General features: G+C 65.7%; 26 protein-coding genes. 7 read left to right on the forward strand and 19 right to left on the reverse strand.

Annotated features, from left to right (window positions below; all coding sequences use genetic code 11):
* Window positions 1-22 precede the first annotated feature (22 nt).
* The 3 genes from XaFJ1_RS14760 to XaFJ1_RS14770 all read right to left on the reverse strand — a co-directional run bounded on the left by XaFJ1_RS14760 (window position 23) and on the right by XaFJ1_RS14770 (window position 1817).
* Window positions 23-307, reverse strand: coding sequence for a hypothetical protein (locus tag XaFJ1_RS14760; RefSeq protein ID WP_012917486.1), 285 nt, complete (start codon window positions 305-307; stop codon window positions 23-25).
* Window positions 308-338: 31 nt separating this feature from the next.
* Window positions 339-875, reverse strand: a complete 537-nt coding sequence (locus XaFJ1_RS14765; protein ID WP_012917487.1) for a pseudouridine synthase — start codon at window positions 873-875, stop codon at window positions 339-341.
* A gap of 87 nt (window positions 876-962) precedes the next feature.
* A complete protein-coding gene (locus XaFJ1_RS14770) occupies window positions 963-1817 on the reverse strand; it encodes a class I SAM-dependent methyltransferase (RefSeq protein ID WP_012917488.1) in 855 nt (284 codons plus the stop codon).
* A 167-nt stretch (window positions 1818-1984) separates the two neighbouring features.
* On the opposite strand from XaFJ1_RS14770, the gene XaFJ1_RS14775 reads away from it, so the two are divergent.
* The 3 genes from XaFJ1_RS14775 to XaFJ1_RS14785 all read left to right on the forward strand — a co-directional run bounded on the left by XaFJ1_RS14775 (window position 1985) and on the right by XaFJ1_RS14785 (window position 5333).
* Complete coding sequence (locus tag XaFJ1_RS14775; RefSeq protein WP_012917489.1) at window positions 1985-2944, forward strand: aldo/keto reductase; 960 nt, start codon at window positions 1985-1987, stop codon at window positions 2942-2944.
* Complete coding sequence (locus XaFJ1_RS14780) at window positions 2941-3978, forward strand: NADP-dependent oxidoreductase (protein ID WP_012917490.1); 1038 nt, start codon at window positions 2941-2943, stop codon at window positions 3976-3978. Before XaFJ1_RS14775 ends, XaFJ1_RS14780 begins: the two co-directional genes overlap by 4 nt.
* A gap of 485 nt (window positions 3979-4463) precedes the next feature.
* Window positions 4464-5333, forward strand: coding sequence for an IclR family transcriptional regulator domain-containing protein (locus XaFJ1_RS14785; protein WP_080931572.1), 870 nt, complete (start codon window positions 4464-4466; stop codon window positions 5331-5333).
* An 82-nt stretch (window positions 5334-5415) separates the two neighbouring features.
* Here XaFJ1_RS14785 and XaFJ1_RS14790 read toward each other — a convergent pair whose 3' ends face one another.
* From XaFJ1_RS14790 to XaFJ1_RS14845, 12 genes are all read right to left on the reverse strand, one after another.
* Window positions 5416-6705, reverse strand: coding sequence for a DUF3526 domain-containing protein (locus XaFJ1_RS14790; RefSeq protein WP_012917492.1), 1290 nt, complete (start codon window positions 6703-6705; stop codon window positions 5416-5418).
* Window positions 6696-8108, reverse strand: coding sequence for an ABC transporter permease (locus XaFJ1_RS14795; protein WP_012917493.1), 1413 nt, complete (start codon window positions 8106-8108; stop codon window positions 6696-6698). The genes XaFJ1_RS14790 and XaFJ1_RS14795 overlap by 10 nt, the downstream gene beginning before the upstream one ends.
* Window positions 8105-8842, reverse strand: coding sequence for an ABC transporter ATP-binding protein (locus XaFJ1_RS14800; protein ID WP_012917494.1), 738 nt, complete (start codon window positions 8840-8842; stop codon window positions 8105-8107). The genes XaFJ1_RS14795 and XaFJ1_RS14800 overlap by 4 nt, the downstream gene beginning before the upstream one ends.
* Window positions 8842-11085, reverse strand: a complete 2244-nt coding sequence (locus XaFJ1_RS14805) for a TonB-dependent receptor (RefSeq protein ID WP_230606197.1) — start codon at window positions 11083-11085, stop codon at window positions 8842-8844. The genes XaFJ1_RS14800 and XaFJ1_RS14805 overlap by 1 nt, the downstream gene beginning before the upstream one ends.
* 333 nt (window positions 11086-11418) lie before the next feature.
* Window positions 11419-11811: a 4-carboxymuconolactone decarboxylase gene (gene pcaC / locus XaFJ1_RS14810; RefSeq protein ID WP_012917496.1), complete on the reverse strand. Its 393-nt coding sequence runs from the start codon at window positions 11809-11811 to the stop codon at window positions 11419-11421.
* Window positions 11812-11853: 42 nt separating this feature from the next.
* A complete protein-coding gene (gene pcaD, locus XaFJ1_RS14815) occupies window positions 11854-12633 on the reverse strand; it encodes a 3-oxoadipate enol-lactonase (protein WP_012917497.1) in 780 nt (259 codons plus the stop codon).
* Window positions 12634-12834: 201 nt separating this feature from the next.
* On the reverse strand, window positions 12835-14187 hold the full coding sequence (locus XaFJ1_RS14820) for a 3-carboxy-cis,cis-muconate cycloisomerase (protein WP_012917498.1): 1353 nt from the start codon (window positions 14185-14187) through the stop codon (window positions 12835-12837).
* A 56-nt stretch (window positions 14188-14243) separates the two neighbouring features.
* The gene (gene pcaG, locus XaFJ1_RS14825; RefSeq protein WP_012917499.1) at window positions 14244-14801 is read right to left on the reverse strand and encodes a protocatechuate 3,4-dioxygenase subunit alpha; all 558 of its coding nucleotides are present in this window, start codon (window positions 14799-14801) and stop codon (window positions 14244-14246) included.
* A gap of 5 nt (window positions 14802-14806) precedes the next feature.
* The gene (gene pcaH, locus XaFJ1_RS14830; protein WP_012917500.1) at window positions 14807-15526 is read right to left on the reverse strand and encodes a protocatechuate 3,4-dioxygenase subunit beta; all 720 of its coding nucleotides are present in this window, start codon (window positions 15524-15526) and stop codon (window positions 14807-14809) included.
* A gap of 74 nt (window positions 15527-15600) precedes the next feature.
* The gene (pcaF, locus tag XaFJ1_RS14835; RefSeq protein WP_012917501.1) at window positions 15601-16809 is read right to left on the reverse strand and encodes a 3-oxoadipyl-CoA thiolase; all 1209 of its coding nucleotides are present in this window, start codon (window positions 16807-16809) and stop codon (window positions 15601-15603) included.
* The gene (locus XaFJ1_RS14840; RefSeq protein ID WP_012917502.1) at window positions 16806-17468 is read right to left on the reverse strand and encodes a 3-oxoacid CoA-transferase subunit B; all 663 of its coding nucleotides are present in this window, start codon (window positions 17466-17468) and stop codon (window positions 16806-16808) included. The genes pcaF and XaFJ1_RS14840 overlap by 4 nt, the downstream gene beginning before the upstream one ends.
* Entirely contained in the window at window positions 17465-18154 is a 690-nt protein-coding gene (locus XaFJ1_RS14845) for a 3-oxoacid CoA-transferase subunit A (protein WP_012917503.1), read from the reverse strand. Before XaFJ1_RS14845 ends, XaFJ1_RS14840 begins: the two co-directional genes overlap by 4 nt.
* Before the next feature lie 329 nt (window positions 18155-18483).
* Here XaFJ1_RS14845 and XaFJ1_RS14850 point away from each other — a divergent pair, with 329 nt between their 5' ends.
* Genes XaFJ1_RS14850 through XaFJ1_RS14860 form a run of 3 tightly spaced genes read left to right on the forward strand, consistent with a single transcriptional unit; the run spans window position 18484 to window position 21373 of the window.
* Window positions 18484-19560 (forward strand): aromatic ring-hydroxylating dioxygenase subunit alpha, encoded by a 1077-nt coding sequence (locus XaFJ1_RS14850; protein WP_012917504.1) that lies wholly within the window; start codon window positions 18484-18486, stop codon window positions 19558-19560.
* A 25-nt stretch (window positions 19561-19585) separates the two neighbouring features.
* Complete coding sequence (locus XaFJ1_RS14855) at window positions 19586-20335, forward strand: GntR family transcriptional regulator (RefSeq protein WP_012917505.1); 750 nt, start codon at window positions 19586-19588, stop codon at window positions 20333-20335.
* A 54-nt stretch (window positions 20336-20389) separates the two neighbouring features.
* Window positions 20390-21373: a PDR/VanB family oxidoreductase gene (locus tag XaFJ1_RS14860; protein ID WP_012917506.1), complete on the forward strand. Its 984-nt coding sequence runs from the start codon at window positions 20390-20392 to the stop codon at window positions 21371-21373.
* A 70-nt stretch (window positions 21374-21443) separates the two neighbouring features.
* Here the strand turns inward: XaFJ1_RS14860 and XaFJ1_RS14865 are convergent, their stop codons facing one another.
* The 3 genes from XaFJ1_RS14865 to pobA form a co-directional block, all read right to left on the reverse strand.
* Complete coding sequence (locus tag XaFJ1_RS14865; protein ID WP_012917507.1) at window positions 21444-21914, reverse strand: nuclear transport factor 2 family protein; 471 nt, start codon at window positions 21912-21914, stop codon at window positions 21444-21446.
* A 168-nt stretch (window positions 21915-22082) separates the two neighbouring features.
* Entirely contained in the window at window positions 22083-22220 is a 138-nt protein-coding gene (locus tag XaFJ1_RS16005) for a hypothetical protein (protein ID WP_155393864.1), read from the reverse strand.
* 112 nt (window positions 22221-22332) lie between these two features.
* Window positions 22333-23517 (reverse strand): 4-hydroxybenzoate 3-monooxygenase, encoded by a 1185-nt coding sequence (gene pobA, locus XaFJ1_RS14870; protein ID WP_012917508.1) that lies wholly within the window; start codon window positions 23515-23517, stop codon window positions 22333-22335.
* 95 nt (window positions 23518-23612) lie between these two features.
* Here pobA and XaFJ1_RS14875 point away from each other — a divergent pair, with 95 nt between their 5' ends.
* Window positions 23613-24515, forward strand: a complete 903-nt coding sequence (locus tag XaFJ1_RS14875) for a helix-turn-helix domain-containing protein (protein WP_045757425.1) — start codon at window positions 23613-23615, stop codon at window positions 24513-24515.
* A 181-nt stretch (window positions 24516-24696) separates the two neighbouring features.
* Here XaFJ1_RS14875 and XaFJ1_RS14880 read toward each other — a convergent pair whose 3' ends face one another.
* The gene (locus XaFJ1_RS14880) at window positions 24697-26172 is read right to left on the reverse strand and encodes a benzaldehyde dehydrogenase (RefSeq protein WP_012917510.1); all 1476 of its coding nucleotides are present in this window, start codon (window positions 26170-26172) and stop codon (window positions 24697-24699) included.
* Window positions 26173-26226: the final 54 nt, after the last annotated feature.

The following is a 26226-nucleotide window of genomic DNA, read 5'->3' on the forward strand; positions in this document are numbered from 1 at the left end:
GCGTTGAGTGCCACATATTCGCTCACCTGCCGCTGGATGTCCGCTGGCAGATGGCTAGACCGGAGTGCGCGCAAATCTGGCGCAGCGCCTGGGACAGTGCGCCACGTTCGTGAAACAACTCGCGGCTGAAATGCTTGAAGGCGGTCTGGTGATCCACGTAGCGCTGCGACGTTTCGCTGAAGCGATGCGGGACCAGGCCGTTGTCCGGGCTTTTGCTACCGAAATACTGTTTGCTGCCGTGCTCGCCCAGCCCGCATCGCCAGCAGCGCATTGCCCACAACGACGCACTGCGATGCGAACGATCCATGCGCGATCGCGTCAGGCATCCACAGCAGCGTCTACAACGCGCGCCAACTCCCCGGCGCCAGGCCGTCGAGCCGGTGCGTCCCCATCGCCACGCGCACCAGGCGCAGGGTCGGTAAGCCGACCGCAGCGGTCATCCGCCGCACCTGGCGGTTGCGGCCCTCGCGCAACACGATCTGTAACCAGGCATCGGGCACGGTCTTGCGGAAACGCACCGGCGGATCGCGCGGCCACAACGCCGGTGCGGCATCCAACCGGCTGACCTGAGCCGGCGCGGTGGGACCATCATTCAACGCCACACCATCGCCCAAGCGTTGCAGTTGCTCCGGCTGCGGCACGCCCTCCACCTGCACCCAGTAGGTCTTGGGCTGTTTGTGGCGCGGGTCGGTGAGACGATGCGCAAGCGCGCCATCGTCGGTCAACAGCAACAAGCCTTCGCTGTCGTAATCCAGCCGCCCGGCGACATACACACCACCAGGCAGACCGAATCCGGCCAGCGTCCGCCGCGGCGACGCGTTGCGGTCGGTGAACTGGCACAGCACGTTGAACGGCTTGTTGAAGGCAATCAGCACGACGGTGGGGACCGCGCTACACCCGCGCCGCACGGCACGGTGCGGGGCATGTCGCACGCGCGCATACCGCCATACGCAACGACCGCATCAGCGCTTGACGAACTTCAACGTCATCCGGTCGCTCTCTCCGATCGCCTGGTACTTGGCGTTGTCGGCCGCATCGTGCTGGTTGCTCGGCGGCAGCGTCCACACGCCGCCCGGATAGTCCTTGGTGTCGCGCGGATTGGCGTTGATCTCGCTCTTGCCGACCAGGGCAAAACCCGCCGCCTCGGCCATCGCGATCACCTGCGCCTGCCCCACGTAGCCGCTCTTGTCTTCGGCAGGCACGTCGGCCTTGGCGCGATGTTCGACCACACCGAGCACGCCACCGGGTTTGAGCACCTGGTAGAACCCCTTGAACATACCTTCGGCCTGTCCGGCCGTGCGCCAGTTGTGCACGTTGCGGAACGTCAGCACCAGATCCGCCGATCCAGGCGGACCGAACACCGGAGCGCTCGGGGAATACGCCACGATGCGGGCGTGGTCGTACTGCGCCGGCGCGGCAGCGAATTTTTGCTCCAGGCCGCTGCGGGCCTTCTGCTGATAATCGCGGCGTCCTTCCGGTACCGCCGCCGGATCGACCACGGCGGCGATGTAGTGGCCGCGTTCGCGCAGATACGGTGCCAGGATCTCCGCATACCAGCCGCTGCCGGGAGTGATCTCGATCACTGTCTGCGACGGCTTGATGCCGAAGAAGGCGAGCGTCTGGCCGGGGTGACGATACGCATCGCGCGCGACGTTGGCAGGGGCGCGCCAGCGGCCATCGATGGCCGCCCGCAGCCCCGCATCCGCTGCGGGCAAGCCCGTGCTGTGAGCGGGCTTGAGCGCCTGCGCCATAGGCGCGAGCAATGTGCTGGCAACGGCCAGCGTACAGACACAGGCAAGCGAGGTTCGAAGCGTCATGGCAGGCGTCCACACAAAGGTGGCAGGAGCCTAGCACGCATGCGCGTCACCGCCGACGGCGACGTGCGCAGATCACGCAGACAGAACGTTATGCTTGCCAACATTGCAGCATCTCCGAAAGCACACGCGACACGCCTGTCGCCGTCCCCACACTGGAGGATTTCGCCATGTGGCACACACGCGAACTCGGCCGTTCCGGCCTGCATGCAGCACCGCTTGCGTTCGGCGGCAACGTGTTCGGCTGGAGCGCCGACACCAAGACCTCGTTCGCCCTGCTCGATGCCTTCGTCGATGCCGGATTCAACCTGATCGACACCGCCGACATTTACTCGGCCTGGGTGCCGGGCAATCGCGGCGGCGAATCGGAAAGCATCATCGGCCAGTGGCTTAAACGCAGCGGCAAGCGCGACAAGGTACTGATCGCGACCAAGGTCGGCAAATGGGCCGAGCGTCCAGGTTTATCCGCCGATAACATCGCCGCAGCGGTGGACGATTCCCTGCAACGTCTACAAACCGACGTCATCGACCTCTACCAGGCGCACGCCGACGACGATGCGATACCGCTGGAAGCATCGCTGGCGGCGTTCGGGCGGTTGATCGAGCAAGGCAAAGTGCGCGCGATCGGCGCATCCAACTATAGCGCCGCACGCCTGGCCGAAGCGTTGCAGATCTCGGCGCAATACCACCTGCCGCGCTACGAGACGCTGCAACCGGAGTACAACCTGTACGACCGCGCCGGCTACGAGGCCGCACTGGAACCGCTGGTGCACGAACACGGACTGGGCGTGTTGTGCTACTACGCGCTGGCCAGCGGTTTTCTCAGCGGCAAATACCGCAACGCCGGCGACGCCGACAAGAGCCAGGCGCGCGGCGCCAGCGTGGTCGCGCGCTACCTCAACGCACGCGGCCTGCGCATCCTGGCGGCGCTCGACGACCTCGCCGGCAAGCATGCCGCCACCCCGACCCAGGTGGCACTGGCCTGGTTGATCGCGCGTCCCGGCATCACCGCACCGATCGCCAGCGCCACCAGCCTGACGCAACTGCAAGACCTGCTCGCCGCCGCGCGCTTGCAATTGTCGTCCGCGGACATCGCGCAATTGAACGCCGCCAGCGAAGACAGCGCATGAGCACGGCCCCCTGGACCACCCGCATCGTGCTCGCCTCGCGCCCGCAGGGCGCGCCGAGCGCGGAAAATTTCCGCCTCGAACAAGTGCCCCTGGCGCCGCCTGGTCCGGGCCAGGTGCTGCTGCGCAACCGCTGGCTATCGCTGGATCCCTACATGCGTGGTCGCATGAGCCAGACGCCTTCGTATGCGCCGCCGGTGCAACTGGGCGAGACGATGGTCGGCAGCACCGTGGCCGAGGTGCTCGTCTCGCATGCGCCTGCACTCGCCCCGGGCGATCTGGTCCTGGTGCAGAACGGCGGCTGGCAGACGCACCTGGTCGCCGAAGGTGCCAGCCTGCGGCGCAAGCTCGATCCGCAGTCGCCGCTCCCGCCCAGCACCGCGCTCGGCGTCTACGGCATGCCCGGCTTCACCGCATATGCCGGCCTGCACGAGATCGGCAGACCACAACCCGGCGAAACTGTCACGGTCGCCGCCGCCACCGGCCCGGTTGGCGCCAGCGTGGCGCAGATCGCCAAGCTGCGCGGCGCGAACGTGATCGCCATCGCCGGCGGCGCGGAAAAGTGCCGTTACCTGCGCGAGGAACTGGGTATGGACACGGTCCTGGACCATCGCGCCGCGGATTTCGCCGCGCAGTTACGCACCGCCGCCGCCGACGGGATCGACGTGTACTTCGAGAACGTCGGCGGCCATGTGTTCGACGCGGTGCTGCCGCTGTTGAACGACTTCGCGCGGATACCGGTGTGCGGCACCATCGCCACCTACAATGCCGAGGGCGCATCGCCGCCCGGCCCGGATCGGCTACCAGCACTGATGAACCAGATACTGCGCCAGCGCCTGACTGTGCGCGGCTTCATCGTCGGCGACTTCGTCATGCTCTATCCGGAGTTCCTGCGCGAGATGGGCGCATGGCTGGCCGAGGGCCGGGTGCGCTACCGCGAACAGGTGGTGGATGGGCTTGAGAACGCGCCACAGTCATTCATCGACATGCTTGATGGCGGCAACTTCGGCAAATTGGTGGTGCGGCTGAACGTGTAGCCGCAATCCAACCGACAGCACCAGACGACTGACAATGCGCGATGCGGTGGCGATATCCCACGACACCATACATGCTGTTTATCGAGTCCGCAGCTTAGAGTAGCTAACAAAACTACTGCGTCGCTGTCGTGGATGCCAACCGCAATAAGAAAATCGAAACCGCTAACGTGCTTGTGCTCATTGCATTGCTCTGCATTGCACGGATCCTGTGGTGCGACGGGTTATCTTCTCTATATCCGCGCCAGTGGTGAATCGATCAACTTCGATTCGACGCACCAGGGTTCTCGCGTTTCATCCACGTACAACGCAGAGGTCAAATCGTAGGCGGGTGGATTTACAAGTCATGGCGTTTGTTCGACAGGAACACGCTCGGTGAGAGACGTCAGGAAAAAATCCTCGCCTTCGGCATGATGCGTTGCAGTTGAATCTTGAGGCCACCCAATCCAGACACTACCATCGGTGATAACGCCGCCGTTGCCTTTTTCATGTCCGATTCTCCAGCTCCACCCCGTGTGCGCCGCAGCCCACGTACCCGCCCGTCAGCGACGACGCCGGAACACGGTCTGCCCGCGGAGCTGATGCGCCGCATCGGTGCCTGCGAAGGCGATCCGAATTTCATGACCTCGCTGGCGCGTGGCCTGGCGGTGCTCAGCGCGTTCGGTCAGCACAGCCGCGACGTCAGCATGGCCCAGCTCAGCGCCGACACCGGCATCCCCCGCGCGGCGGTGCGACGGGTGTTGTACACCCTGGAAAAGCTGGGCTACGTCGGCGTGCATGGCCGCGGTTATGTGCTGCTGCCACGCGCACTGGGGATCGGCAGCGGCTATCTGTCCACTGCGGCACTGTCGGTGGCGGCACAGCCGGTGCTCGATGCACTACGCGACACGTTGCACGAGTCCTGCTCGTTGGGCGTGCTCGATGGCGACGATCTGTTGTACGTGGCACGCGCGGAGACGGTGCGGCTCATGTCGATCGGTCTGCGTGCGGGGAGCCGGCTACCGGCGTATTGCACCTCGATGGGACGAGTGCTGCTCGCCGCGCAACCACCTGACACCCTGCACAGTTATCTGGAGCGCAACCCGCTGCGTCCACGTACCGAGCGCACCATCACCGAACGCGTGCCGTTCCAAACACTGCTCGAACGCGTGCAGCGCGACGGCTATGCAATCGTGGATCAGGAACTGGAGATCGGCCTGCGCTCGGTCGCGGTGCCAGTGCGCAACCGTCAGGAACGCGTGGTCGCCGCGCTCAACGTCGGCACTTCAGTGACGCGGATGACGCTAGGCCACCTGCAAAGCAAAGTGTTGCCTGCGCTGAAACACGCGGCACAGCAGTTACGCCTGGTGCTGGATTGATCCTCGCCCGATATTGCGGCGACGAAGGCGGATACCAGCTGTTAGCGCCGAAGTAAAAAGTCGGCCTTGGGCTGCTGCACCCTCAATCCGCAGGCCCGAACGCCGGCAGCTTTTTCAAGTCCTCCGCCGACAGGCCCCGCCGTTCCATGACGGCGGGCATGAAGAATTGCCGCCACCGCTGCTCGAATGCGTCTACCTGGTCCCGATACCGGAGCTGGCTCGCCGCGTCGGTGCCGGCCAGAAATTCGCCCCACAGCACCAGGGCCAGGCCCGGCGACACCCAGGCCCAGCGGTTGACGAAGGCAGCCTGCTCGGCGCGGCGCGCATCGAACGATCGCGCGAGCGGCCCGAGTGCCGCTTCTTGGCCCAGCGCGCGTGCAACGAAGGTCGCAGGCCAGACGGCGGTGGCCGGTGCCTGCACGCCGGGGTGTGCCGCGTACCAGGCTTTCGCCAGGTCTTGTTCGTGCGCTTCGCTTTCCTGCTGGGCTGTGCGGATCTGCACGATGGACAGCAGCCGGGAGGGCATCGGCGCGGCGCGTTCTGCCGCCAGCGCCAGCGCAGCGGGCACTGCGAAGGTCAAGGCAAGCCAGAGACCCAGCGCGGCCAGCATGCTGCTTGCGCCGGAGACAGGTACCCACGACAGGCATCCACCGAGCACGACCCACACCGACGTGAATACGGCCAGTGCGCCGATCCAGGCCAGCGTCACTGGCGCGTTCGAACCCGGATCCAGCAGCAGCGCCGGGAGCGTGGCCACCGCCGTGACGGCCCAGATGCAGAGGCAGCGCCAACCCAGCGCTGCGGCCACCAGGGGCCACATGCCGTGCGTCGACTGCACACGCAGCAGGCCGAGGCGACCGTGCTCCCGCTCTTCTTGCAGGAGGCCGCCGCACAGCACGAGCGCCACCAGCGGCAGGAGCAGCGCGACCATGGCCGGTACGCCGGGCAGGCCGGTGTCGTTCAAAAGAGGATTGCGCAGAGGTCCCGGGTCCCGCGATTCGACCAGCCGGTTGTCGAGCGAAGCCTTCAGACGCGTGGGCAGCACCGAGAGCCGCTGCACGCCCAAGCCCAGGCCTGCCTGGACCGGTATGCGCGTGACACCGAGGTCGCCGCAGCCCAGCTCGTAGGCGGCGATCGCGGCGGCGGGGCCTGGCGGGGTTTGCAACTGCGCCGTTGCGGAGTCGATCGCGGCGGCTCTCGCTGCTACATCCAGCGCGGCTGCAGAGCGCCATGCACGCGCGTCGAGCCCTGCGGAGACGGCCGAGGCCAGCAGAACCGCGAACAAAGCGCTCAGCGCGATCCACGCCAGGGGCTGTCGCCACAGCTTCGAACCTTCCGCGCGCCAGTAGTGCCGGGACGGGATCAGCTGCATGGGTCGAGTCTCCGCGAACCCAGCCACAGCACGCCGACGACCGCCACGAACCATGCCACCAGCACGGCGCCGTCGGCAACGACCGCACGCAGCGAAAATCCCAGGCCGGGGTCTGCGTACCGCCAGGGCGGGATCGCCTGCCACTGCAGGTCGCCAGCGTATTTGTCTTCGAGCGAGGTGACGCCGCGGGTCGCGGCCAGGTCCCATTCGTCCATCCGCGTAGTGAACTGCTGCCGGTACGCTTCGGCCGATTCCTCGAAATGCTGGCGGTGCGCCAGGTCGGTGCCGGCCAGCGCGCTGGCCACGGACCGCATCGCCGCGTAGGGACTCAAGACCGTGCACCACCGCAGAAGGCCTTGCTGTGCCAACTGCGCATCTGCGAGTTCCTTGAACCGCAGCGCGTGTACCTTGGTCGAATACGCATCCCGGAACAGGCGCCGTTTGGCGTTCGCGCCGAACGGTAAGTCTTCGAGGCGGGCCACCCGGTATTCGGCCAGCAGGCGCGCATCGAAAGCCCCGAGCCGTGCTGCGGCTGCGCCGTCTCCGGGCAGACCGTTCTCGATACCGTCGTGGATGCCCGACCAGAACTGTTCGCCCGTCGGGAGGGGGTCGATGCGCTCCACCCACGATGCCGCCAACCGGGGAACGATGAAGACAGCCGCGACCCAGAACGCGATCATGACCAGCAGCGCCGCGCGCGAGCTGGTGCAGAAAGCCGAGACGAGCACGGTGCCCGCGGCCCAGGTCGCGTAATAGAGCAAGAGGGCTGCACCCAGGACCGCCGCCGCCGGCATGCCACGCGGCTCCGCCATCATGCCCCAGGCGCTCACGACCAGGGCCGGAGCGAGCACCAGGGCCAACCCGGCACACAACCCCAGCCACTTGCCCAGGAGCAACGGGGTCGCGCGCACGCCACAGGCATGCAACATGCGCAGCGTGCCGAGTTCGCGCTCCTGCGTCACGGTGCTGTGCCCCAACACCGCGATGAGCAGCGGGACCAGCGCGAGCAGAACGAATGCGGGCGTGAAGGCCCCCAGTCCCAGCGCGGGCGCTGCATCAGCCGCGGGCGTGAACATCGCCATGTTGCGTTTGTGAGGCTCCAGCCAGAGGGCCTGGCCTGTCTGTGCATCCACGCCCGGTTCTACGCTGGAAAGTGCGGTCCTGGGCTTGAATGCATAGAGGCCGAAATGAGCTGCGCGGTGCGGATTCTTCTCGCCCTGGTGGTCCCACTGGTCGCGGACCGCATGTTCTACCGCGCTGCGTTCCTGTTCGGCCTTATCGCGCCGATCGGCTGCCGTGAACAGCATCGCGATGAAGAGCAGCGCCAACGTCAGGCCCAGGCCCCACAGCCGGCCGTCCCGGAGCAGTGCCAGGGTTTCCTTGCGCGCGATCGAGGCCATCATCGCGCCATCGCCTCCGGCGTGCCCCGCGCATGCGCGAGGTAGATGCGCTCGAGTTCGGCGTGGGCGACATCCGCGGTTTCCAACTCTGCGACCAACCGACCCTCGCACAGGATGCCGATCTGGTCGGCGACCTGGAGCGCGTTGAAGAGATCGTGCGTCGCCATCAGAATCGCCATGCCCCCCGCCTTGGCCGCAAGGATGCCTTGTGCGAATTCGTTGGATGCCGACGGATCGAGGCCCGAGGTCGGCTCGTCGAGGAGCATCGCCGTGGCCTTGCGAGCCCGGGCGATGGCCAGGCCGACCTTTTGCCGCATGCCCTTGGAGTAAACCGCCACCCGGCGGTCGTGCGCGTCGCCGGCTAGGCCGGTGCCGTCGAGCAGGGCCCTGGCCTGCGACTTGGTCAGCGCGACTTCCGACAGGGCGCAGAAATACCGCAGGTTCTCCACGCCCGACAGATAGGGATACAACGCCACGTTTTCGGGCAAGTACGCCAGGCGCGCACGCGCCGCTTCGGGTTGCCGCGACGCATCGATCCCGTCCACCAGAGCGCAGCCCTGCGATGCCGGAACAAAGCCCAGAAAGGCGTTCAGCGTCGTGGTCTTGCCTGCACCGTTACCGCCGAGGAGCGCATACACGCGGCCTGCGGGAATGCGCAAGTCCAACGCGACGAGCGTGTCTTTGCCGCCCCGGCGAACCGTGAGCTTGCGTGCCTGAAGCGTCGCGTCGTCGCCCATCAGAAGAAATAACGCAGCGTGGCACCGACCGTGGTTTTCGGAACCGGCGAAACCAACAGCCCTGCCGCCGTACCGTAGGCGATTTCCGATCCGTAACGTTGGGGTTGGAACGTCGCGTACAACGAGCACTGGGCGGAACCATAGTCGTAGGTCGACCGTACGTCGTACCGTGTGTAAAGCGGCATGGTTCGCTCCTGCGTCGTGGGTGTCCCGACGTAGTAGGGGATGTCGTCGATCAGGTACGCGTCGGCATTGAGCGTCATCTGGCCCGCGCCGAGGCCGAACTTGTGCTGCGCACCGGCCTTTAACTGCACGCCGGGAACGGAGAGCTTCGCGCCGGTATTGGCGGCCGGGTTGTTGACCTTGGCCTCCAGGATGCGGCCGACGCTCGCATACACGCTCGATGCGGTGCCGAGCTTCCAGCGCGTCTCAAGTTCCACGCCCTTGCGCGTGGTATCGCCGACTGACTTGAACGAGCCGTCGGCCTGCGAGACGATCTCGTCGCTGTTCAGGATGTAATAGGCCGCTCCCGAAACCATCACGTCCGTCGCGGGATTCGCGGTGAATCCCATGTCGTAGGAACGCACCTTGCTCGGCTTGACCAGGCTGATGACGCCGCCGGGCGCGCCGAGCGGTCCGGGCGCGCCGCTGCTGCTGATTTGCTCGGTGGCTGGCGACCGCATCCCCTCGGCGACGTTGGCGAAGAGCTCCAGCTGCGGCAGCGCCGTCCAAGAAGCACCCAGCTTCGGCGTGAAGACGCCTTTCCGGTACCCCGTGCTGGCCGCCGGAAGTTTGAGGTTGGCGATGTCGTAGTCGAAGCGGTCGTACCGGGCCCCGGCGCTCAGTTTGAGATCCCGTGTCACCCTCCACTGCCCCTGCGCGAAAAAGCCGTAGGTGACCAAATCGAGGTCGACGTCGTTCGGGTAGTTCGCGGAAGGCAGCCGGTTCACGTAGATGCGACGAAAGGCGCTGCCCGAGTCTTTGCGCAGTTCGGTACCCACCGCCAGGCTGGCGTCGCCGAAGACGGTGTTGTGGTAGACGCGGGCACCATACATGTCGCGGTCGTCCTCGCCCAGGAGATGTCGGGTCGCACTCGTCGCGACGGCGCGCTGGCGGTAGAGGCTCTCGCCGTAGGCGGTCGCGTACCAGCCCTCTTCCCCGGTCGTCGGCGCCCGATTCACGACCACGCTGGTGCGCCGCGCAACCCCGAAACCCGGGTTGTTGAATTGGGTCGAGCGCGGGTCCAGGCCTTTCTGCAGGTCGGAGAGCGCCAAGTAGCCAGCGGCCTGGAAATCCGACACATAGCGTGTCAGGCGCAGGCTGTATTTTCCGCTGGCTTGTTGCGTGGACAGCTTCCAGGAGAGGCTGTCCCGGTCGGTATTGGACGCATAGCGGTAGCCATCGTTGCGATACCGGTCGGCCACCAGCAGGGAGTCGACTTCCGAGAGCTTATTGGACAGCACCAGAGTCGTGCGCCTGAGCCCGTAGCGCTCGGCGCTGACGCTCACACTCGACGGGGTCGCGTCGCCGCCGTCGCGGGTACGGATGTCGACCGCGCCGGCCCGGTTCTGGTCGCCATACAGTGCCGAGATGGGGCCCTTGATGACGTCGATGCCGCCGATCAACTCGGGTGTCAGCCATTCGAGAAACACCGCACCGTGGCTAGCGATGCTCTGGATCGACGGGATATTCTGCGGAACACCATCCACGTACACGGCCGTGTCGGCTCCATGCGTGCCCTGGGTCGCGAAGCCGCGCATCCGGAAACCATTGCCGGTGTCCCCCTGGTCGATGTTGTTGGCCAGGACACCCGGCACCCGGCGAAATATATTCGAAACGTCACGACCGACATTGGTGTTGGCGATGTCTTCCTGACCGACGTGCTGCACGGTGGTGGGCAGGGCCTGCGGGTTGAGAGTGATGTCTGACCGGTCGCCGACTTGGCGGGAGTCGCTGTCGGAACCGTCGAGCACCCGCACCGAGGGCAGCGTGCCGGCCGCCGTGGTGGTGGCCGATGGCGCGGTGGCCTCCGCGCTCTGGGCGTGGGCGGTAAGGGCAGTGCCCATCGTCGCCGTCAACGCGGCGACGGCGAACAAGGGGCGGGACAACGACTGCGGCGATGGGCTGTTGGCGAGGAAACTGTCTTTCATGGAAATATAAATAATTTGTCCCGCGGCCATTTTTATAAATGCCCGCGCAATAGTGATCAAACTGACGGCAATTGCTACTGCAAGCCAGACCAAGAGTAAATCGGAAATATATGCGCCCCAAAATCCCTTAAATTATAAAGATTTCTGGCAACCTCAACAACAACCTCAAACTGACCCGCCTTGATCGCTGATCAGCAACTTAGAGTCGCCACGCCCACATCGTGCAGATCAGCGGGGAGAACTACCGATTGAAGGACAAACGCAAGGCCGGACATACGGCAGCATGACCGGCGTAGTGCTGCTGGGCGGCTAAGGGCTTTGCCCTGCGCAGCCGAGCAGCGCGATGAAGAAGACCCTGGTGGGTCAGATTTAAATCGGCGTTGACAGCCAGCACAACGCGGATGGCAACACGCCCGCGGGCGTGGGTCACTCCGTGCCTTCGGCCGCCTGCTCGGCCAGGATCGGCGCGGCCAGGGCGAACGCATGATTGGCGGCGGGCACACCGCAGTAGATCGCCGCCTGCAACAGCACCTCTTTGATTTCGTCGGCACTGACACCGTTGTTGCGCGCCGCGCGCACATGTAATTTGAATTCCTCGTCGTGGCCGCACGCCACCATCATCGCCAGGGTCAACAGCGAGCGGGTGTGCCGCGGCAATCCCTCGCGGGTCCACACCGTGCCCCACGCGGTGCGGGTGATGAAATCCTGGAATTCCTCGGTAAACGGCGTGCGCGCGGCTAGCGCGCGGTCCACGTGTGTATCACCGAGGACGGCGCGGCGCACCCGCAGGCCGGCGTCGTAGCGGTCGTTCTCGTCCATCGGTATAGCTCCTCGACAGTGGAAAGCACACACGCCGCGCGGCTACTGCAACAGAAAGCGCAGCAGCGCGTCGTTGAAGGCATGCGGAGATTCCACATTGCACAGGTGTCGACCGTGCACTTCAGTGAAACTGCCGTTGGCGACCCGCGCGGCAATCGCCTGCAATTCAGCAGGCGGGCACACTGGATCGTCGTGTCCGGCCAGCGCCAACACCGGCACCTCGATGGCACCCAGGTGGTCGCGCAAGTCGGCCTCGGCCAGTGCGTGGCAACAGGCGATGTAGGCCTCCACGTCGGTGGCCTGGCACGTGTCCAGAATGGCGTGGACCGTCGCCGGCTGGGACACGACGAAAGCGGGGGTGAACCAGCGCACGCACGTACCCTCGCGCAGCGACGCCATACCCTCGGCACGCACCTGTTCGATGCGTGCCTGCCAGCTCTCGGCACTGCCGATCTTGGCTGCGGTCGCGCAGAGCGTCAGGCTGAGCAGGCGTTGGCCGGCATGCACGCCCAGCCATTGCCCGGTCAGCCCGCCAATCGACAGACCGCAGAAATGGCTGCGCTCGATCGACAGGGCGTCCCATAGCGCCAAGACGTCGCCGCCGAGATCCTGCAGGCGATACGGCCCCGGAGCCGTCGTCGAAGTGCCATGGCCACGGCGGTCGTAGCGCAGCACGCGAAAATGCGGTGCCAGCGCCGCGATCTGCGCATCCCACATGTGCAGGTCGGTGCCGAGCGAATTGCATAGGGTCAGCCACGGACGGCCTTCGCTGCCGTCGATGCGGTAATGCAGGCGATGCGCGGGCAGCTCGAGGATGGGCATGGACGATAAGCTCGCAGAAAAAGGGGGCGCCGCAGGCAGACGGCGATGCTTGCATTTTAGAGCGTGCTATGTACTTTGGAATGTGTACGCCGCCACCTGGAGCGGGTTGAGACAAGGCGTGTGCCACCCAGGCAAATGCCGCACCCCCGTCTCGGCGCGTTGCAGTCGGCTTTCCGCCCAGATCGCGCCATCGCCCCCCGTTCAACCAGGCGCCTGCGCGGCGAGGACGCGCTCGATCCACACCGCCGCCATGCCGCGCCAACTGTCGTCGCCGAATAATGCGTCCAGTTGCGTCGGCGACAACACGGCAACGACCTGCGCGTCCTCGGCCAACACCGTGCGCAGATGCCGCTGCGTCTCCAGCGCGCGGTGGACCGCCCTCTCCACCAGGGCATGCGCGGCGGCCTTACCCAACTGCCCGGCCAGATTCACCGCGACCGCTTCGGCATAGAGCAGGCCGCCATGGCTGTCCAAATGCGCGGCCATACGTGCACGGTCCAGTTGCAGACCTTCGGTCAACACGCGTATCTGGGCCAGGCTACCGGCACTCAAGCGCACGATCTCCGGCAGGGTCTCCCACTCAGCATGCCAGCCGCCGACGGCGCGCTCGTGTTCCTGCGGCAGCGCCGCGAACAGTGTCGACAGCAGACCCGGCACGCGTGTGGCAGCGGCAATCGCCACCACACAGCCGACCGGGTTGCGCTTGTGCGGCATCGCCGAGGAACCGCCCTTGCCCGCTGCCGCGGGTTCGAACGCCTCGGCCACTTCCGACTGCATCAGCAAGGCAACGTCACGACCGATCTTGCCCAGGCTACCGGCCAGCAGCGCGAACGCCGCGCCAATCTCGCCGACACGATCGCGCGCCGCATGCCACGGCAATGCGGGCAGCGGCAAACGCAGCTCCTGGGCCAAAGCATCGGCCACCTGCAACCCACACTGCTGCAACGCCGCCAGGGTGCCGGCGGCGCCGCCGAATTGCAGCACCAGCGCATCGTCGCGCAATGCGTGCAGGCGACGACGGCTGCGTTGCAGTGCGTCCAGCCAACCGGCCGCTTTCAGCCCGAACGTGACCGGCACGGCGTGTTGCAACAAGGTGCGTCCGGGTAGGCCGGTGTCGCGCTCGCGTTGCGCTAGCGCTGCCAGCGCGGTGCACAAGGCCTCCAGTTGCGCTTCCACACGGTCCAGCGCGGCGCGCAGTTGCAGAACCGCGCCGCTGTCGATGATGTCCTGACTGGTCGCGCCCCAATGCACCCAGCGTGCGGCCTCGGCGTCGGTGGCGGCCACTTGCGCGGTGAGCGCCTTGACCAACGGGATGGCCGGATTGCCGGCCAGCGCGGTGGCGGCGGCGAGGCTGTCCAGGTCGTAGTGCGCGGCCTCGCACGCGGCGGCGATGGGCGCCACGGCGCTTGTCGGAATCACCCCGCAACGCGCCTGCGCACGCGCCAGCGCCGCCTCGACATCGAGCATGGCTTGCAGACGGGCGCGGTCGTCGAACAACGCATCGACGGCGGGGTCGCCGAACAACGGACGCAATAGCGAATCGGAAACGCTCATCGGATCGTGCGTAATGGCAATGGCGAGGCGGGCAGCGTAACCGCTGCGCGCCGTAGTCAGTAGGAGAAAAACACCGTTTCGCTTTCGCCCTGCATGCGCACGTCCCATTGGTAGCGCCCAGGCGTGCGCAGTTGCGCGATGAGCGTGGCACGGCGCTCGACCGGCACCTGCGCCAGGATCGCGTCGCCGTCCAGATCGTCGTCGCCGAAGTACAGGCGTGTGGGTGCGGCGCGCAACAGCCCGCGCATGAACACCAGCACGACCAAATGGGGCGCCTGCGGTCCCTTCGGTCCGGGCACGCGACCGGGCTTGATCGTGCGAAAGGCGAAACGGCCCTGCACGTCGGTCGGCACCCGACCCCAGCCGTGAAAGGCAGGGTCGTGGTCGCCACGACGCGGATCGGCGACATGGTCGTAGATGCCAGCGGCATCGGCCTGCCAGATCTCCAGCAACGCATCGCCGACCGGCGCGCCAAGGCCATCGAACACGCTGCCGGCGACCTCCACCTGCGTGCCCTGCGCCTGTGCTGGCGCGATCTCGGTGCAATACAGCGGTTCCAGCCCGATCCGGTAGTAGGGGCCGACCGTCTGCGAGGGGGTTGCCTGGAAACTCATCGCGCTTACTCCCAAGGGGTCTGTTTGCGTCCGCGCAGGACGATGTCGAAACGGTAGGCCAACGCATACTCGTTGGCCGCGTGTTCCCAATCGAACGCGGACACCATGCGCTCGCGCGCTTTGGGGTCGTCCACGCAGTTGAAAATCGGGTCGTAGGCCAGCAGCGGGTCGCCAGGGAAGTACATCTGAGTGACCAGACGCTGGCCGATGCCGTCGCCGTGGAGCGAAAAATGGATGTGCGCCGGGCGCCAGGCGTTGTAGTGGTTGCGCCACGGATACGCGCCCGGCTTGATGGTGGTGAAGCGGTAGCGACCATGCGCGTCGGTCAGCACCTGGCCGGTGCCGGTGAAGTTGGGGTCCAGCGGCGCATCGTGGCGGTCGCCATCATGCAGATAGCGGCCGGCCGCATTGCACTGCCAGACTTCGACCACGCGGTTGCGCACCGGTTTGCCGTTCTCGTCGAGGACACGCCCACCGACGCTGATGCGCTCGCCCAGCGGCGCGCCCGGGAATCCGGCGGTGAGGTCGGCGGCGTGCGCGCCCAAGGTGATCCGGTCCAGCGTGGGGCCGGTGGCTTCGGACAGCGTCACCGCGATCATGATCGGGTCGCGGGTCGGGCCACGGCTGACGGTGGAGGCATAAGGCGGATGCCGATAGGACGGTTGCGTGCCCGGGTACGGGCGACGGTAGCCGAGCAAGGGATCAATCGGGGAATCGTCGTGCATCGTCGTATTCTCGCGGGCTCCAGGCGGAGCCGGTTGACTGGAAGTGGATCATGCAGGTCCGCACGCGCAGCCGGCTACAGCCGTTCGATCGCCAGCGCCACGCCCTGGCCGACGCCAACGCACATGGCGGCCAGGCCACGCTTGCCACCGCTGGCTTCCAACTGGCGCAGCAGGGTCAGTGCCAGGCGCGCGCCGCTCATGCCCAGCGGATGGCCGAGTGCGATCGCGCCACCATTGGCGTTGACGTGCGGCGCCGCGTCGTCCAGGCCCAGCGCGCGCGTGCACGCCAGCGCCTGCGCGGCGAAGGCCTCGTTCAGTTCGATGGCGTCGAACTGCTCCAGGCGCAGGCCCAACCGTACCAGCAAGGCCTGCGTCGCCGGCACCGGGCCCATGCCCATATAGTCCGGTTCCACGCCAGCGCTGGCGAAGCCGAGCACGCGCGCGCGCGGCGTCAGCCCCAGTTCGCGGGCCCGGGTCGGCGTCGCCAGCAACAACGCAGCAGCCCCATCGTTGATGCCCGAGGCGTTACCGGCGGTGACGCTGCCGGGCTGACGGAACAACGGCGCGAGCCTGGCTAGCGCCTCGGCGGTGGTGTCCGCACGCGGATGCTCGTCACGTGTCACCGTGACCGTCTCGCCGCGCTTGGCGCCCGGCACATCGACCGCGAGGATCTCCTCGTCGAAAAAACCTGCCGCCTGCGCGGTGGCGGCACGCTGCTGGCTACGCAGCGCGAACGCGTCCTGGTCTTCGCGGTCGATACCGTGGCGCGCAGCCACGTTTTCGGCGGTCTCGCCCATCAGTGCCACACCGTAGCGCGCGCGCATACGCGGGTTAACGAAGCGCCAGCCCATGGTGCTGTCCTCGATCTGCTGGTTGCGGGCGAAGGCACTATCGGCCTTGCCCATCACCCATGGCGCACGCGACATCGACTCGACCCCGCCCGCGATCGCCAAGCCCAGTTCGCCGGCGCGCAGCGCGCGCGCCACCGTGCCGACGGCGTCCAGGCCCGAGCCGCACAGGCGGTTGACGGTGCAACCAGGCACGCTGCACGGCAGCCCAGCCAGCAGCAGGCTCATGCGTGCGACATTGCGATTATCCTCGCCAGCCTGGTTGGCGCAGCCGAGGTACACCTCGTCGATGCAGGCAGGATCCAGCTGCGACTGCCGCGCCAGCAGCGCTTGCAGCGGTAGTGCGCCGAGATCGTCAGCGCGCACGCCGGCCAACGCGCCGCCATAGCGGCCAATCGGGGTACGGATCCCATCGATGATGTAGGCCTCGCTCATGCGACCGCCGTCAACGGGGCCAGGTTCAACGCCAGACCGGTGGCCTGACGCAAGTCGTCCAGACTCACCCCATCGACCAGTTCGAGCACCGTGGCACCTGCCGGGCCGAGCGCGAACACGCCCAGATCGGTATACACCCGCGACACGCAACGCAGTCCGGTCAACGGATAGCTGCATTCGGCCACCAGTTTGCTTTCCCCGCGCTTGTTCAAGAGTTCCATCATGACGTAGACATGCCTGGCGCCGATGGCCAGGTCCATGGCGCCGCCGACTGCGGGGATCGCATCGGCCTCGCCGGTGCTCCAGTTGGCCAAATCGCCATGTACTGAGACCTGGAACGCACCCAGCACGCATACATCCAAGCGACCACTGCGCATCATCGCGAACGAATCGGCGTGGTGGAAATAACAGCCACCGGTCAGCAACGTCACCGGCTGCTTGCCTGCATTGATCAGGTCCGGATCTTCCTGCCCTGGCGGCGGCGCCGGCCCCATGCCGAGGACGCCGTTCTCGCTGTGCAGGAAGATGTCCTTGTCCGCCGGCAGAAAGTTGGCCACCGCGGTCGGCAGGCCGATGCCCAGATTGACGTAGGCGCCTTCGGGGATGTCGCGCGCCACGCGCGCGGCCAGCGCATTGCGATCCAGGCCACGGCCGCTCATGGCGTGCATACGCCCTCCTGCCTGGTCGCCACCGCCACCAGTCGTTGCACGAAAATGCTCGGGGTAATCACCGCTTCCGGATCCAGATCGCCCAACTCCACCACGCGCTCCACCTGCGCGATCGTGCAATCGGCCGCCATCGCCATCAGCGGGCCGAAGTTGCGCGCGGTCTTGCAGTAGACCAGGTTGCCCCAGCGATCGCCGTACTGCGCTTTGATCAATGCGAAGTCGGCACGGATCGGATACTCCAGCACGTAGTGGCGGCCGTCGATCTCGCGCGTCTCCTTGCCGGCCGCCAGCGCGGTGCCGTAGCCGGTGGGAGTGAAGATCGCGCCCAGGCCGTTGCCGGCGGCATGGATACGCGCGGCCAGATTGCCCTGCGGCACCAACTCCAGTTCCAGTTCACCGGCGCGGTAAGCGCTGTCGAAATGCTGCGAGTCGCTCTGGCGCGGGAACGAACAGATGATCTTGCGCACGCGCCGATGCTTGATCAGCGCGGCCAGGCCCCTCTCGCCGTTGCCGGCATTGTTGTTGACGATGATCAGTTCGCGCGCACCCTGCGCGATCAGCGCGTCGATCAGTGCCTCCGGCATGCCGGCGGTGCCAAAGCCACCGATCATCACCGTCGCCCCGTCGTGGATGTCGGCCACTGCCGCGCCGCACGAGGCCAAGGTCTTGTCGATCATCGTCATGCTCCAGCGGTGACGGCTCGCCGATGCTGCGGATAGGCACACCCATGCATCTGGAAAAGACTTGCCACAACGTCGGCTCCTGATCGATCCGGATCCCACGGTAGGATGCCGCTCGGCGGCGGTCAATCCGATAATCGGATATAAAGTTCGATAAACGAACAAAATTCCACACCTGCCCCTGGGCCGGCAAATGCCGTTGATGTATACATTGGTCGCCGTCCCATTGCATCGACGGTGCTGCGTCCGCCGTAAATTCCCGACAGGACACAGACAACACGCAATGCCCCCGCACGCTTGTTGTATACAACTTCAAGGAGTTCGCCATGGGCCAGCCCATTCCGGCATTTCCGCTCAACGCGTGGTACGCCATCGCCTGGGACCACGAAGTCAAACACGCGCTGCTTGCGCGCAAAATCTGCAACTTGGAGATCGTCCTGTACCGCACCAGCAGCGGTCACGTCGCCGCGCTCGAAGACGCCTGTTGGCACCGCTTGGTGCCGCTGTCGATGGGCCGGCTGCGCGGCGACGACGTGGTCTGCGGTTATCACGGCCTGGCCTACGACGCCAACGGACGCTGCGTGCACATGCCATCGCAGGACACCATCAATCCCGCCGCCTGCGTACGCCGTTTCCCAACGGTGGAACGGCACCGCTACGTGTGGGTGTGGCCTGGCGATGCCGCACTGGCCGATCCGGCGCTGGTGCCGGACCTACATTGGAACGACGATCCCGGCTGGGCCGGCGATGGCCGCACCATCGCGATCAAGTGTGACTACCGGCTGGTCCTGGACAACCTGATGGACCTGACCCACGAAACCTTCGTGCACGGCTCCAGCATCGGCCAGGACGAAGTCGCCGAGGCGCCATTCGATGTCGTCCACGGCGAACGCAGCGTGGTGGTGTCGCGTTGGATGCTGGAGATCGATCCGCCACCGTTCTGGGCTTGGCAGCTCGAGCATGCGCACGGCTACCGCGGCAAGGTGGACCGCTGGCAGATCATCCGTTTCGAGGCACCCTGCACCATCGCCATCGACGTCGGCGTGGCGGTGGCCGGCAGCGGCGCGCCACAGGGCGACCGCTCGCGCGGCGTCAATGGCTACGTGCTCAACACCGTCACCCCGGAAACCGAGCGTAGCTGCCACTATTTCTGGGCCTTCGTGCGCAACCACTCGCTGCACGAGCAATCGATCACCACCCGCCTGCGCGACGGCGTCACCGGCGTGTTCGGCGAGGATGAGGTGGTGCTGGAGGCGCAGCAGCGCGCGATCGACGCGCACCCGGACCACGTGTTCTACAACCTCAATGTGGATGCCGGCGGGATGTGGGCGCGGCGCCTCATCGAGCGCATGGTCGCCGCCGAGCAACGCGCGCACGCACTGCACCTGCGCATGGTCGGCTGAACCCACCAGAGACTGAGAACGCCCCATGTCCACCACGCATCCCTTCCGCTCCAGCGCCGCGCAAACCACCCGGGTCCTGCTCGCACTGCGCGAACTGATCCTGGCCGGCGATCTGGCCGCGAACGAACGCTTATCCGAAATCGCCCTGGTGGAACGCCTGGGCGCCTCGCGCACGCCGGTGCGCGCGGCGTTGCAACGGCTGGCCGAGGAGGGCCTGGTCCAGCCATTGCCCGGCGGTGGCTATGCGGTGCAGGCGTTCGGCGAGCGCGACGTCGACGATGCCATCGAACTGCGCGGCACTCTGGAAGGCCTGGCCGCACGCCTGGCCGCCGAACGCGGCGTGGATCCGGCCCTACTGGCGCAGGCACAAGCGGTGTTGACGCGGATCGACCAGACACTGGCGACGACGACGCTACGCGAAGAGGATTTCGCCAGCTACGTGAGCTGCAACGAACGCTTGCATGCCCTGCTGATCGAGATGGCCGACAGCCCACTGCTGACACGCGAATGCGCACGAATCGCGCAACTGCCGTTCGCCTCGGCCAGCAGTTTCGTACTGAACCGCAACCGCGCCGCGCAGATTTTGCGCCTCGCTCAGGAACAGCATCGCCAGGTCCTGGACGCGATCCAGCGCCGCCAGGGCACGCGCGCCGAAGCCCTGATGCGCGAACACGCACGGCTGGCGCAACACAATCTCCATCAAGCACTACACGAGCACGACACACTCGACCAGATGCAAGGCAACCGCTTGCTCGGGTACCGCCTGCGCGCCTGAAGTGCCCCACTAACGCAGCGCCTGCCCACCCCTTCCCGATCGTCGGAATCCACCATGCGCAAAGACTCCCAATGGAACACCGCTCGCATCGTCGCCGTTACCACGCCTTGTCAGGAGGTGCGCGAGATCGAGTTCGATCCTGGCAGCGCTGGCCGGCATTTCACTGTCGGCAGCCACATCGACGTGCGCGTGCATATCGGCGACACCCCCGACGTGCGCTCTTACTCGCTGGTCGGCGAACCCGCCGCCGATGGACATTACCGCATCGCGGTGCGCGCGGTCGCCGGTAGCCGTGGCGGCTCGCGTGCGATGTGGGCGCTGGCGGTGGGCGACCAAGTGGAGATTTCCGCGCCAAACAACCAGTTCGCCCTGGACGAGAACGCCGAGCACATCGTGCTGATCGCCGGCGGCATCGGCATCACCCCGATCCTGGGCATGGCGCAGCGTCTGGCACGCAGCCCGCTCCCCTTCCAGCTGCTCTATGCCGGGCGCAGCCAAGCCACCATGGCCTACTTGGAACCATTGCAGGCGTTACTCGGCGAACGCCTGAAGGTGTTCTGTCCCGAACACCTGGGCCGACTCGAACTGGCCACGCAAATCGCGCAATGGCCGCGCGGCGCAGACGTCTATGCGTGCGGGCCGCTGCCGCTGTTGGACGAACTGCGGCAGCGCTGGCGCGAAGATGGTCGCGCGCGCGCGCGCCTGCACTTCGAAACCTTCGGCAACAGCGGGCATGCACCGGCGCAAGGATTCGAGGTGGAGATCCCCACCTTGGGCAAGACCGTGCAGGTCGGCGCGCACCAATCGCTGCTGGACGCGCTGAGCGCGGCGGGTGTGGAGGTGATGGCCGACTGTCAGCGTGGCGAATGCGGACTGTGCGTGGTCGATGTCCTGGACAGCACCTCGCCGCTGGATCACCGCGACGTGTTCCTGAGCGAGGAACAGCACCGCGACAACCGCAAGCTATGCGCCTGCGTCTCGCGCGCGCTCGGTGGACGCATCCGCATCGACACCGGCTACCGCGCCGACGCATTCTGAAAACAAAAAGTCGACGCCGCCCACCACAGCGGACGGCGCCATGGGATGACCCCGCTGGATCAGGTGCAGATCACTTGGTCGCCGCGTCCCAATGCTCCTGAATCTTACCGTTCTGGATGCGGAACATATCGAACCAAGTGGTCGTGTAGGTCTTGCTCGCATCCTTGGGATCGGGCAGCGTGCGCACCGACACCAGGGTCACGTAATCGCCCTCGGCCAGAATCGCCACCAGCGGCAATTGCACCCGTGGCTGGATCGGCTGCGGCTTCACGAAAGACGTCAGGAACGCCAGAAACGCATCGCGCCCATTGGCCACGTTCGGATTGTGCTGGATGTAATCCTTCGCCATGTACTGCGGAGCGTACTCGGTATGTCCCGCCTCGAACACGATCCTCCAAAAATCGTAGACCAGACGCTTATTGGCGGTAGTGCACCAATCCTGACCCTGCAGCAGTTGTGCGTGATTGGGGTTGGCGGTAACGGCCGTCTGCGCGAACGCGGACACGGCGGGAAGCGCAAGCAGCAAAGCCAGCAGATACATATGAACGCGAATCTTCACGGGTAACTCTCCGGAGAAAAATAGGCAATGGTGCGCAGGCCGTGCGATCGCTGCGATGTGCGCGGACGACCAATGGCTATGGCGCGGTCGCAGCGTAGCAATGTTCGCCAGCGGAAAAGAGCCGGATACCGGATGAATTGGGGAAATTTCTCAGGTTTTTTGTTGCGATGGGAGAGACGCCACAATTACCAAAACATCAGAAATGGTCATCGCATTTACGCAATTTTCTGCACCGCACACATCTGCGGCCACGCGAGAAAACCGCCCTTCTGCAATGACAATTTTCACGATCTATCGCAGGCACCCAGCATGACGATCATGAACGTATGCGAGGTACACGCGCATCGCATCGTGTCATGCCGCAGCGCATGGGCAACACGATGTAAGCACGGTGCGTGGGCTACGCAGGTACGGCCAGCGGCAAGCCAGCGTAGTTTTCGGCAATGGTGGCACGGCCTGCGGCGCTGCCGAGCAGATAGTCCAGCTCGGCATCGTGCAGGTGTCGGCTGAAGGCATCTTCGTCCGGAAATTGGTGCAGCATCGTGGTCATCCACCAGGAAAAGCGCTCGGCTTTCCAGATCCGCTGCAATGCCAATTCGGAATAGCGTTGCAATGGCGCCGGGCTGTTTTCCTGCTGCGCTTGCACGAACAAATGCGCAAGCAAGCCCACATCGCCGGCGGCCAGATTCAGGCCCTTGGCGCCGGTCGGCGGCACGATATGCGCCGCATCGCCGGCTAGAAACAGGCGGCCATATTGCAGCGGTTCGGCAACGAAACTGCGCAACGGTGCGATGCTCTTCTCCAAGGATGGCCCGATGACCATGGTCTGGGCGACATCGTCGGGCAAGCGTCGCCGCAACTCGTCCCAGAAACGTTGATCCGACCAATTCTCCACGCGCTCCTCCGACGGGACTTGCACGTAATAGCGCGAGCGCGTGTGCGAACGCATGCTGCACAGCGCGAAACCTCTGGTATGGCGCGCATAAATCAGTTCCTCGCAGACTGGCGGCGTGTCTGCCAACACCCCGAGCCAACCGAATGGATAGACCCGTTCGTAAACCCGCAGCACCTCGTCGGGGATCGCCTGACGACTGACACCATGGAAACCGTCGCAGCCAACCACGTATTCGCAATCCAGCCGCTGCGCGGCGCCATGCTGGACGAAACTCAGCCATGGCCGTGGCCCGGCGATGTCGTGCAATTGCACGTCCTGCGCCTCGTAGAGGCTGATCGCGCCGACGGCCTGCCGCGCCTCCATCAGGTCGCGGGTGACTTCGGTCTGACCATAGATGGTCACTGCGCGGCCACCGGTGGCCGCACTCAGCTCGATGCGTTCGCGGCGCTGCTCCAACGCCAGCTCGAAACCATGATGGATGATGCCTTCGCGCTGCATGCGCGCGCCGGCGCCTGCGGCGCACAGCAAGTCGGCGGTTCCCTGCTCCAGCACACCGGCGCGGATCCGCGACAGCACATGTTCCTGGGTATGACGTTCGAGGATGACGTTGTCGATGCCATGGCTGTGCAACAACTGGCCAAGCAACAAGCCAGCAGGACCGGCGCCGACGATCGCGACCTGGGTACGCATAGGACCTCCGCAGCGTTTGTGCCTGTCTCCCAGTGTTTCCGTTCCGACGCCACAAGAACATGGATCATCGCGACCAATTCCTGTACTTTCCGACGATGCCTCGCACCGTCACCTCGCCAGCGCCGGCTGTGCCCGCGTTTCGCCTGTATGGGGAAACCGACGACCGCGAAACTCCCGACCTGTTGCACTGGGAATCCATCGCCGCGCGCAGCCATCTGCACGATTGGCATATCCGTCCGCACCGCCACGACGACCTGTTGCAATTGCTTTATCTGCAGCGCGGCAGCGCCGAGGTGCATCTGGACGGCACTCCGCAACGCCTGTGCGGCCCCTGTCTGCTGCTGTTGCCGCCGCTGTGCGTGCATGGCTTCCGCTTCCAGCGCAACGTGCGCGGTCATATCGTGACGTTGTCTGCGCCACTGTGGCAGCACCTGGCGGCACAATGGCCCAGCTTGGACGAAACGCTGGCACAACCGCTGTGCCTTGTCGCCGGCGAGCAGCACGCGATGCTGGATGCGTGCTTCGCTGCGATCGCAACCGAGTACCCGCAACATCGCCCCGGACGCGAGCCGATGCTACAGGCGCTGGCGACGCAAGCGCTGCTGTGGGCCTCGCGCGGTGCGCTGACACACGCGCACACGGAAACACACGACGCCGATCGCGGCGCACGCCACGTGCGTGCGTACGCCGCACTGATCGACGCGCATTACCGCGAACATTGGCCGCTGTCCCGCTACGCCGACCGATTGGGGTTGAGCAGCAGTCATCTCAATGCACTGTGCCGACGCCTGACAGGCGCCTCGGCGTTGCAGTTGTTGCAGCGGCGCATCATATTGGAGGCACGGCGCAGCCTGGTGTACACGACCATGACCGTGCAACAAATCGCCGCCATGCTCGGTTATGCCGACGCCGCCTATTTCAGCCGCTGTTTCAGCCGCCACGCCGGCTGCTCGCCAGTTCAATTCCGCCAGCGCACACAACAAAAGCAGGGCATGTAAGAAACCGCTGATGGGTTCTGAGCATCCGTGTTCGGACTCGGGGCGATGGCAATCGTCCCGCCCATGACGCGGCTTTCCCAATGCGATGCGAGCGCTCGCCGCACCTTCTTGCACAAGCGCATCCACACACCATCGCATGACTGCGCTGCCGAGGCAGGCACCGGCAGCGCAGGATGCCGGATCAGAATGGATACGGTGGCGTGCTGTCGCGGATCGTCACCCACTGCCAGTGCGTGTACTGGCTCCAGTCGGCCGGACCACCCATGCTGGTGCCATTGCCGGAAGCGCCGGTGCCACCAAACGGATTTATGACCTCGTCGGCCACAGTCTGGTCGTTGATGTGCAAAATGCCGGTGTTCAAGCGCTCACCCAGCGCCATCGCCCGACCGACTGAAGCGGAGAGGATGCCAGCCGACAGGCCATAGTCGGTCTGGTTGGCCAGCGCGACCGCTTCGTCGTCGGTGTCGAAGGCGATCACATTGGCGACCGGGCCGAATACCTCTTCCTCGAACGCACGCATGCCAGGCCGCACATTCGACAACACGGTTGCCGCATAGAACAACCCGTCGTGCGTCCCGCCCGCCTCAAGCACCGCGCCAGCGGCGACCGACGCATCGACCACGCCCTTGACGTGCTGCAACTGGCGCGCATCGATGAGCGGCCCGAGCGCGACATGCGTGGTCGCCGGATCGCCCACCGGTAGATGCCGCGCTTTTTCGGCCAGACGCCGGGTCAGTTCGGCGGCGATGCTGCGCTGGACCAGCACACGGCTGGTCGCCATGCAAATCTGGCCCTGGTGAAAGTAGGCACCGAACGCAATCGCCGAGACAGCTTTGTCAAGCTCGGCATCTTCCAACACGATCAGCGAATTCTTACCGCCCAGTTCCAGTGCGACCTTCTTCAAATGCTTGCCCGCCAACTCGCCGATACGGCGGCCGGTGGCGGTGGAGCCGGTGAAGGCAATCATCGGCACGCCCGGCGCTTCGATCAATGCCTGACCCACCTCGGCGCCACCGGGCAACACGTGCAGCAGACCCTTCGGCAAACCCGCCAACTGCAACACCTCGGCGATGAGGAAGCCGCCGGCATACGGTGTGCGCGAATCGGGCTTGAGGATCACCGCGTTGCCGACAGCCAAGGCCGGAGCAACCGAGCGCAGCGACAGAACCAATGGGAAATTGAACGGGGAAATCACGCCGACCACGCCCAACGGCAGACGCCGGGCAAGGCTTACCCGCCCCGGTGCGCTCGGCAGCAACTGGCCTTGGGCCTGTAGCGGCATCGCCGCTGCCTGCTGAAAGAGCAGGATCGCTTCGCGCACTTCGTGTTCGCCCTTGGGCAAAATGCCGCCGGTTTCGCGCGCGACTAACTTCGCCGCGACCTCTGCCTGCTGCTCCAGCAAGTGCGCAGCACGGTGGAAGACCGCCGCGCGCTCGCGCGGTACCAGACCGGCCCATTGGCGTTGCGCGACACGCGCCTGCGCCACCGCCGCCGCCACATCCGCGACATTCGCGTGGCCAGCGTAGTGCAGCAACTTGCCGCTGCCTGGTTCGATCACTTCGAGCGTGCCGCCCTGGGCAGCGATCCACTCGCCATTGAAGATACGTCCACTCCAGCGAGTGGACGATGCCAGCGCATCGCTATGGGTACTGTTCATCGCATATGCTCTCATCGAATGGAAGAAACACTTGGCTCAGATCGCCGTGACCAC

The sequence above is a fragment of the Xanthomonas albilineans genome (assembly GCF_009931595.1).
GTDB lineage: Bacteria > Pseudomonadota > Gammaproteobacteria > Xanthomonadales > Xanthomonadaceae > Xanthomonas_A > Xanthomonas_A albilineans.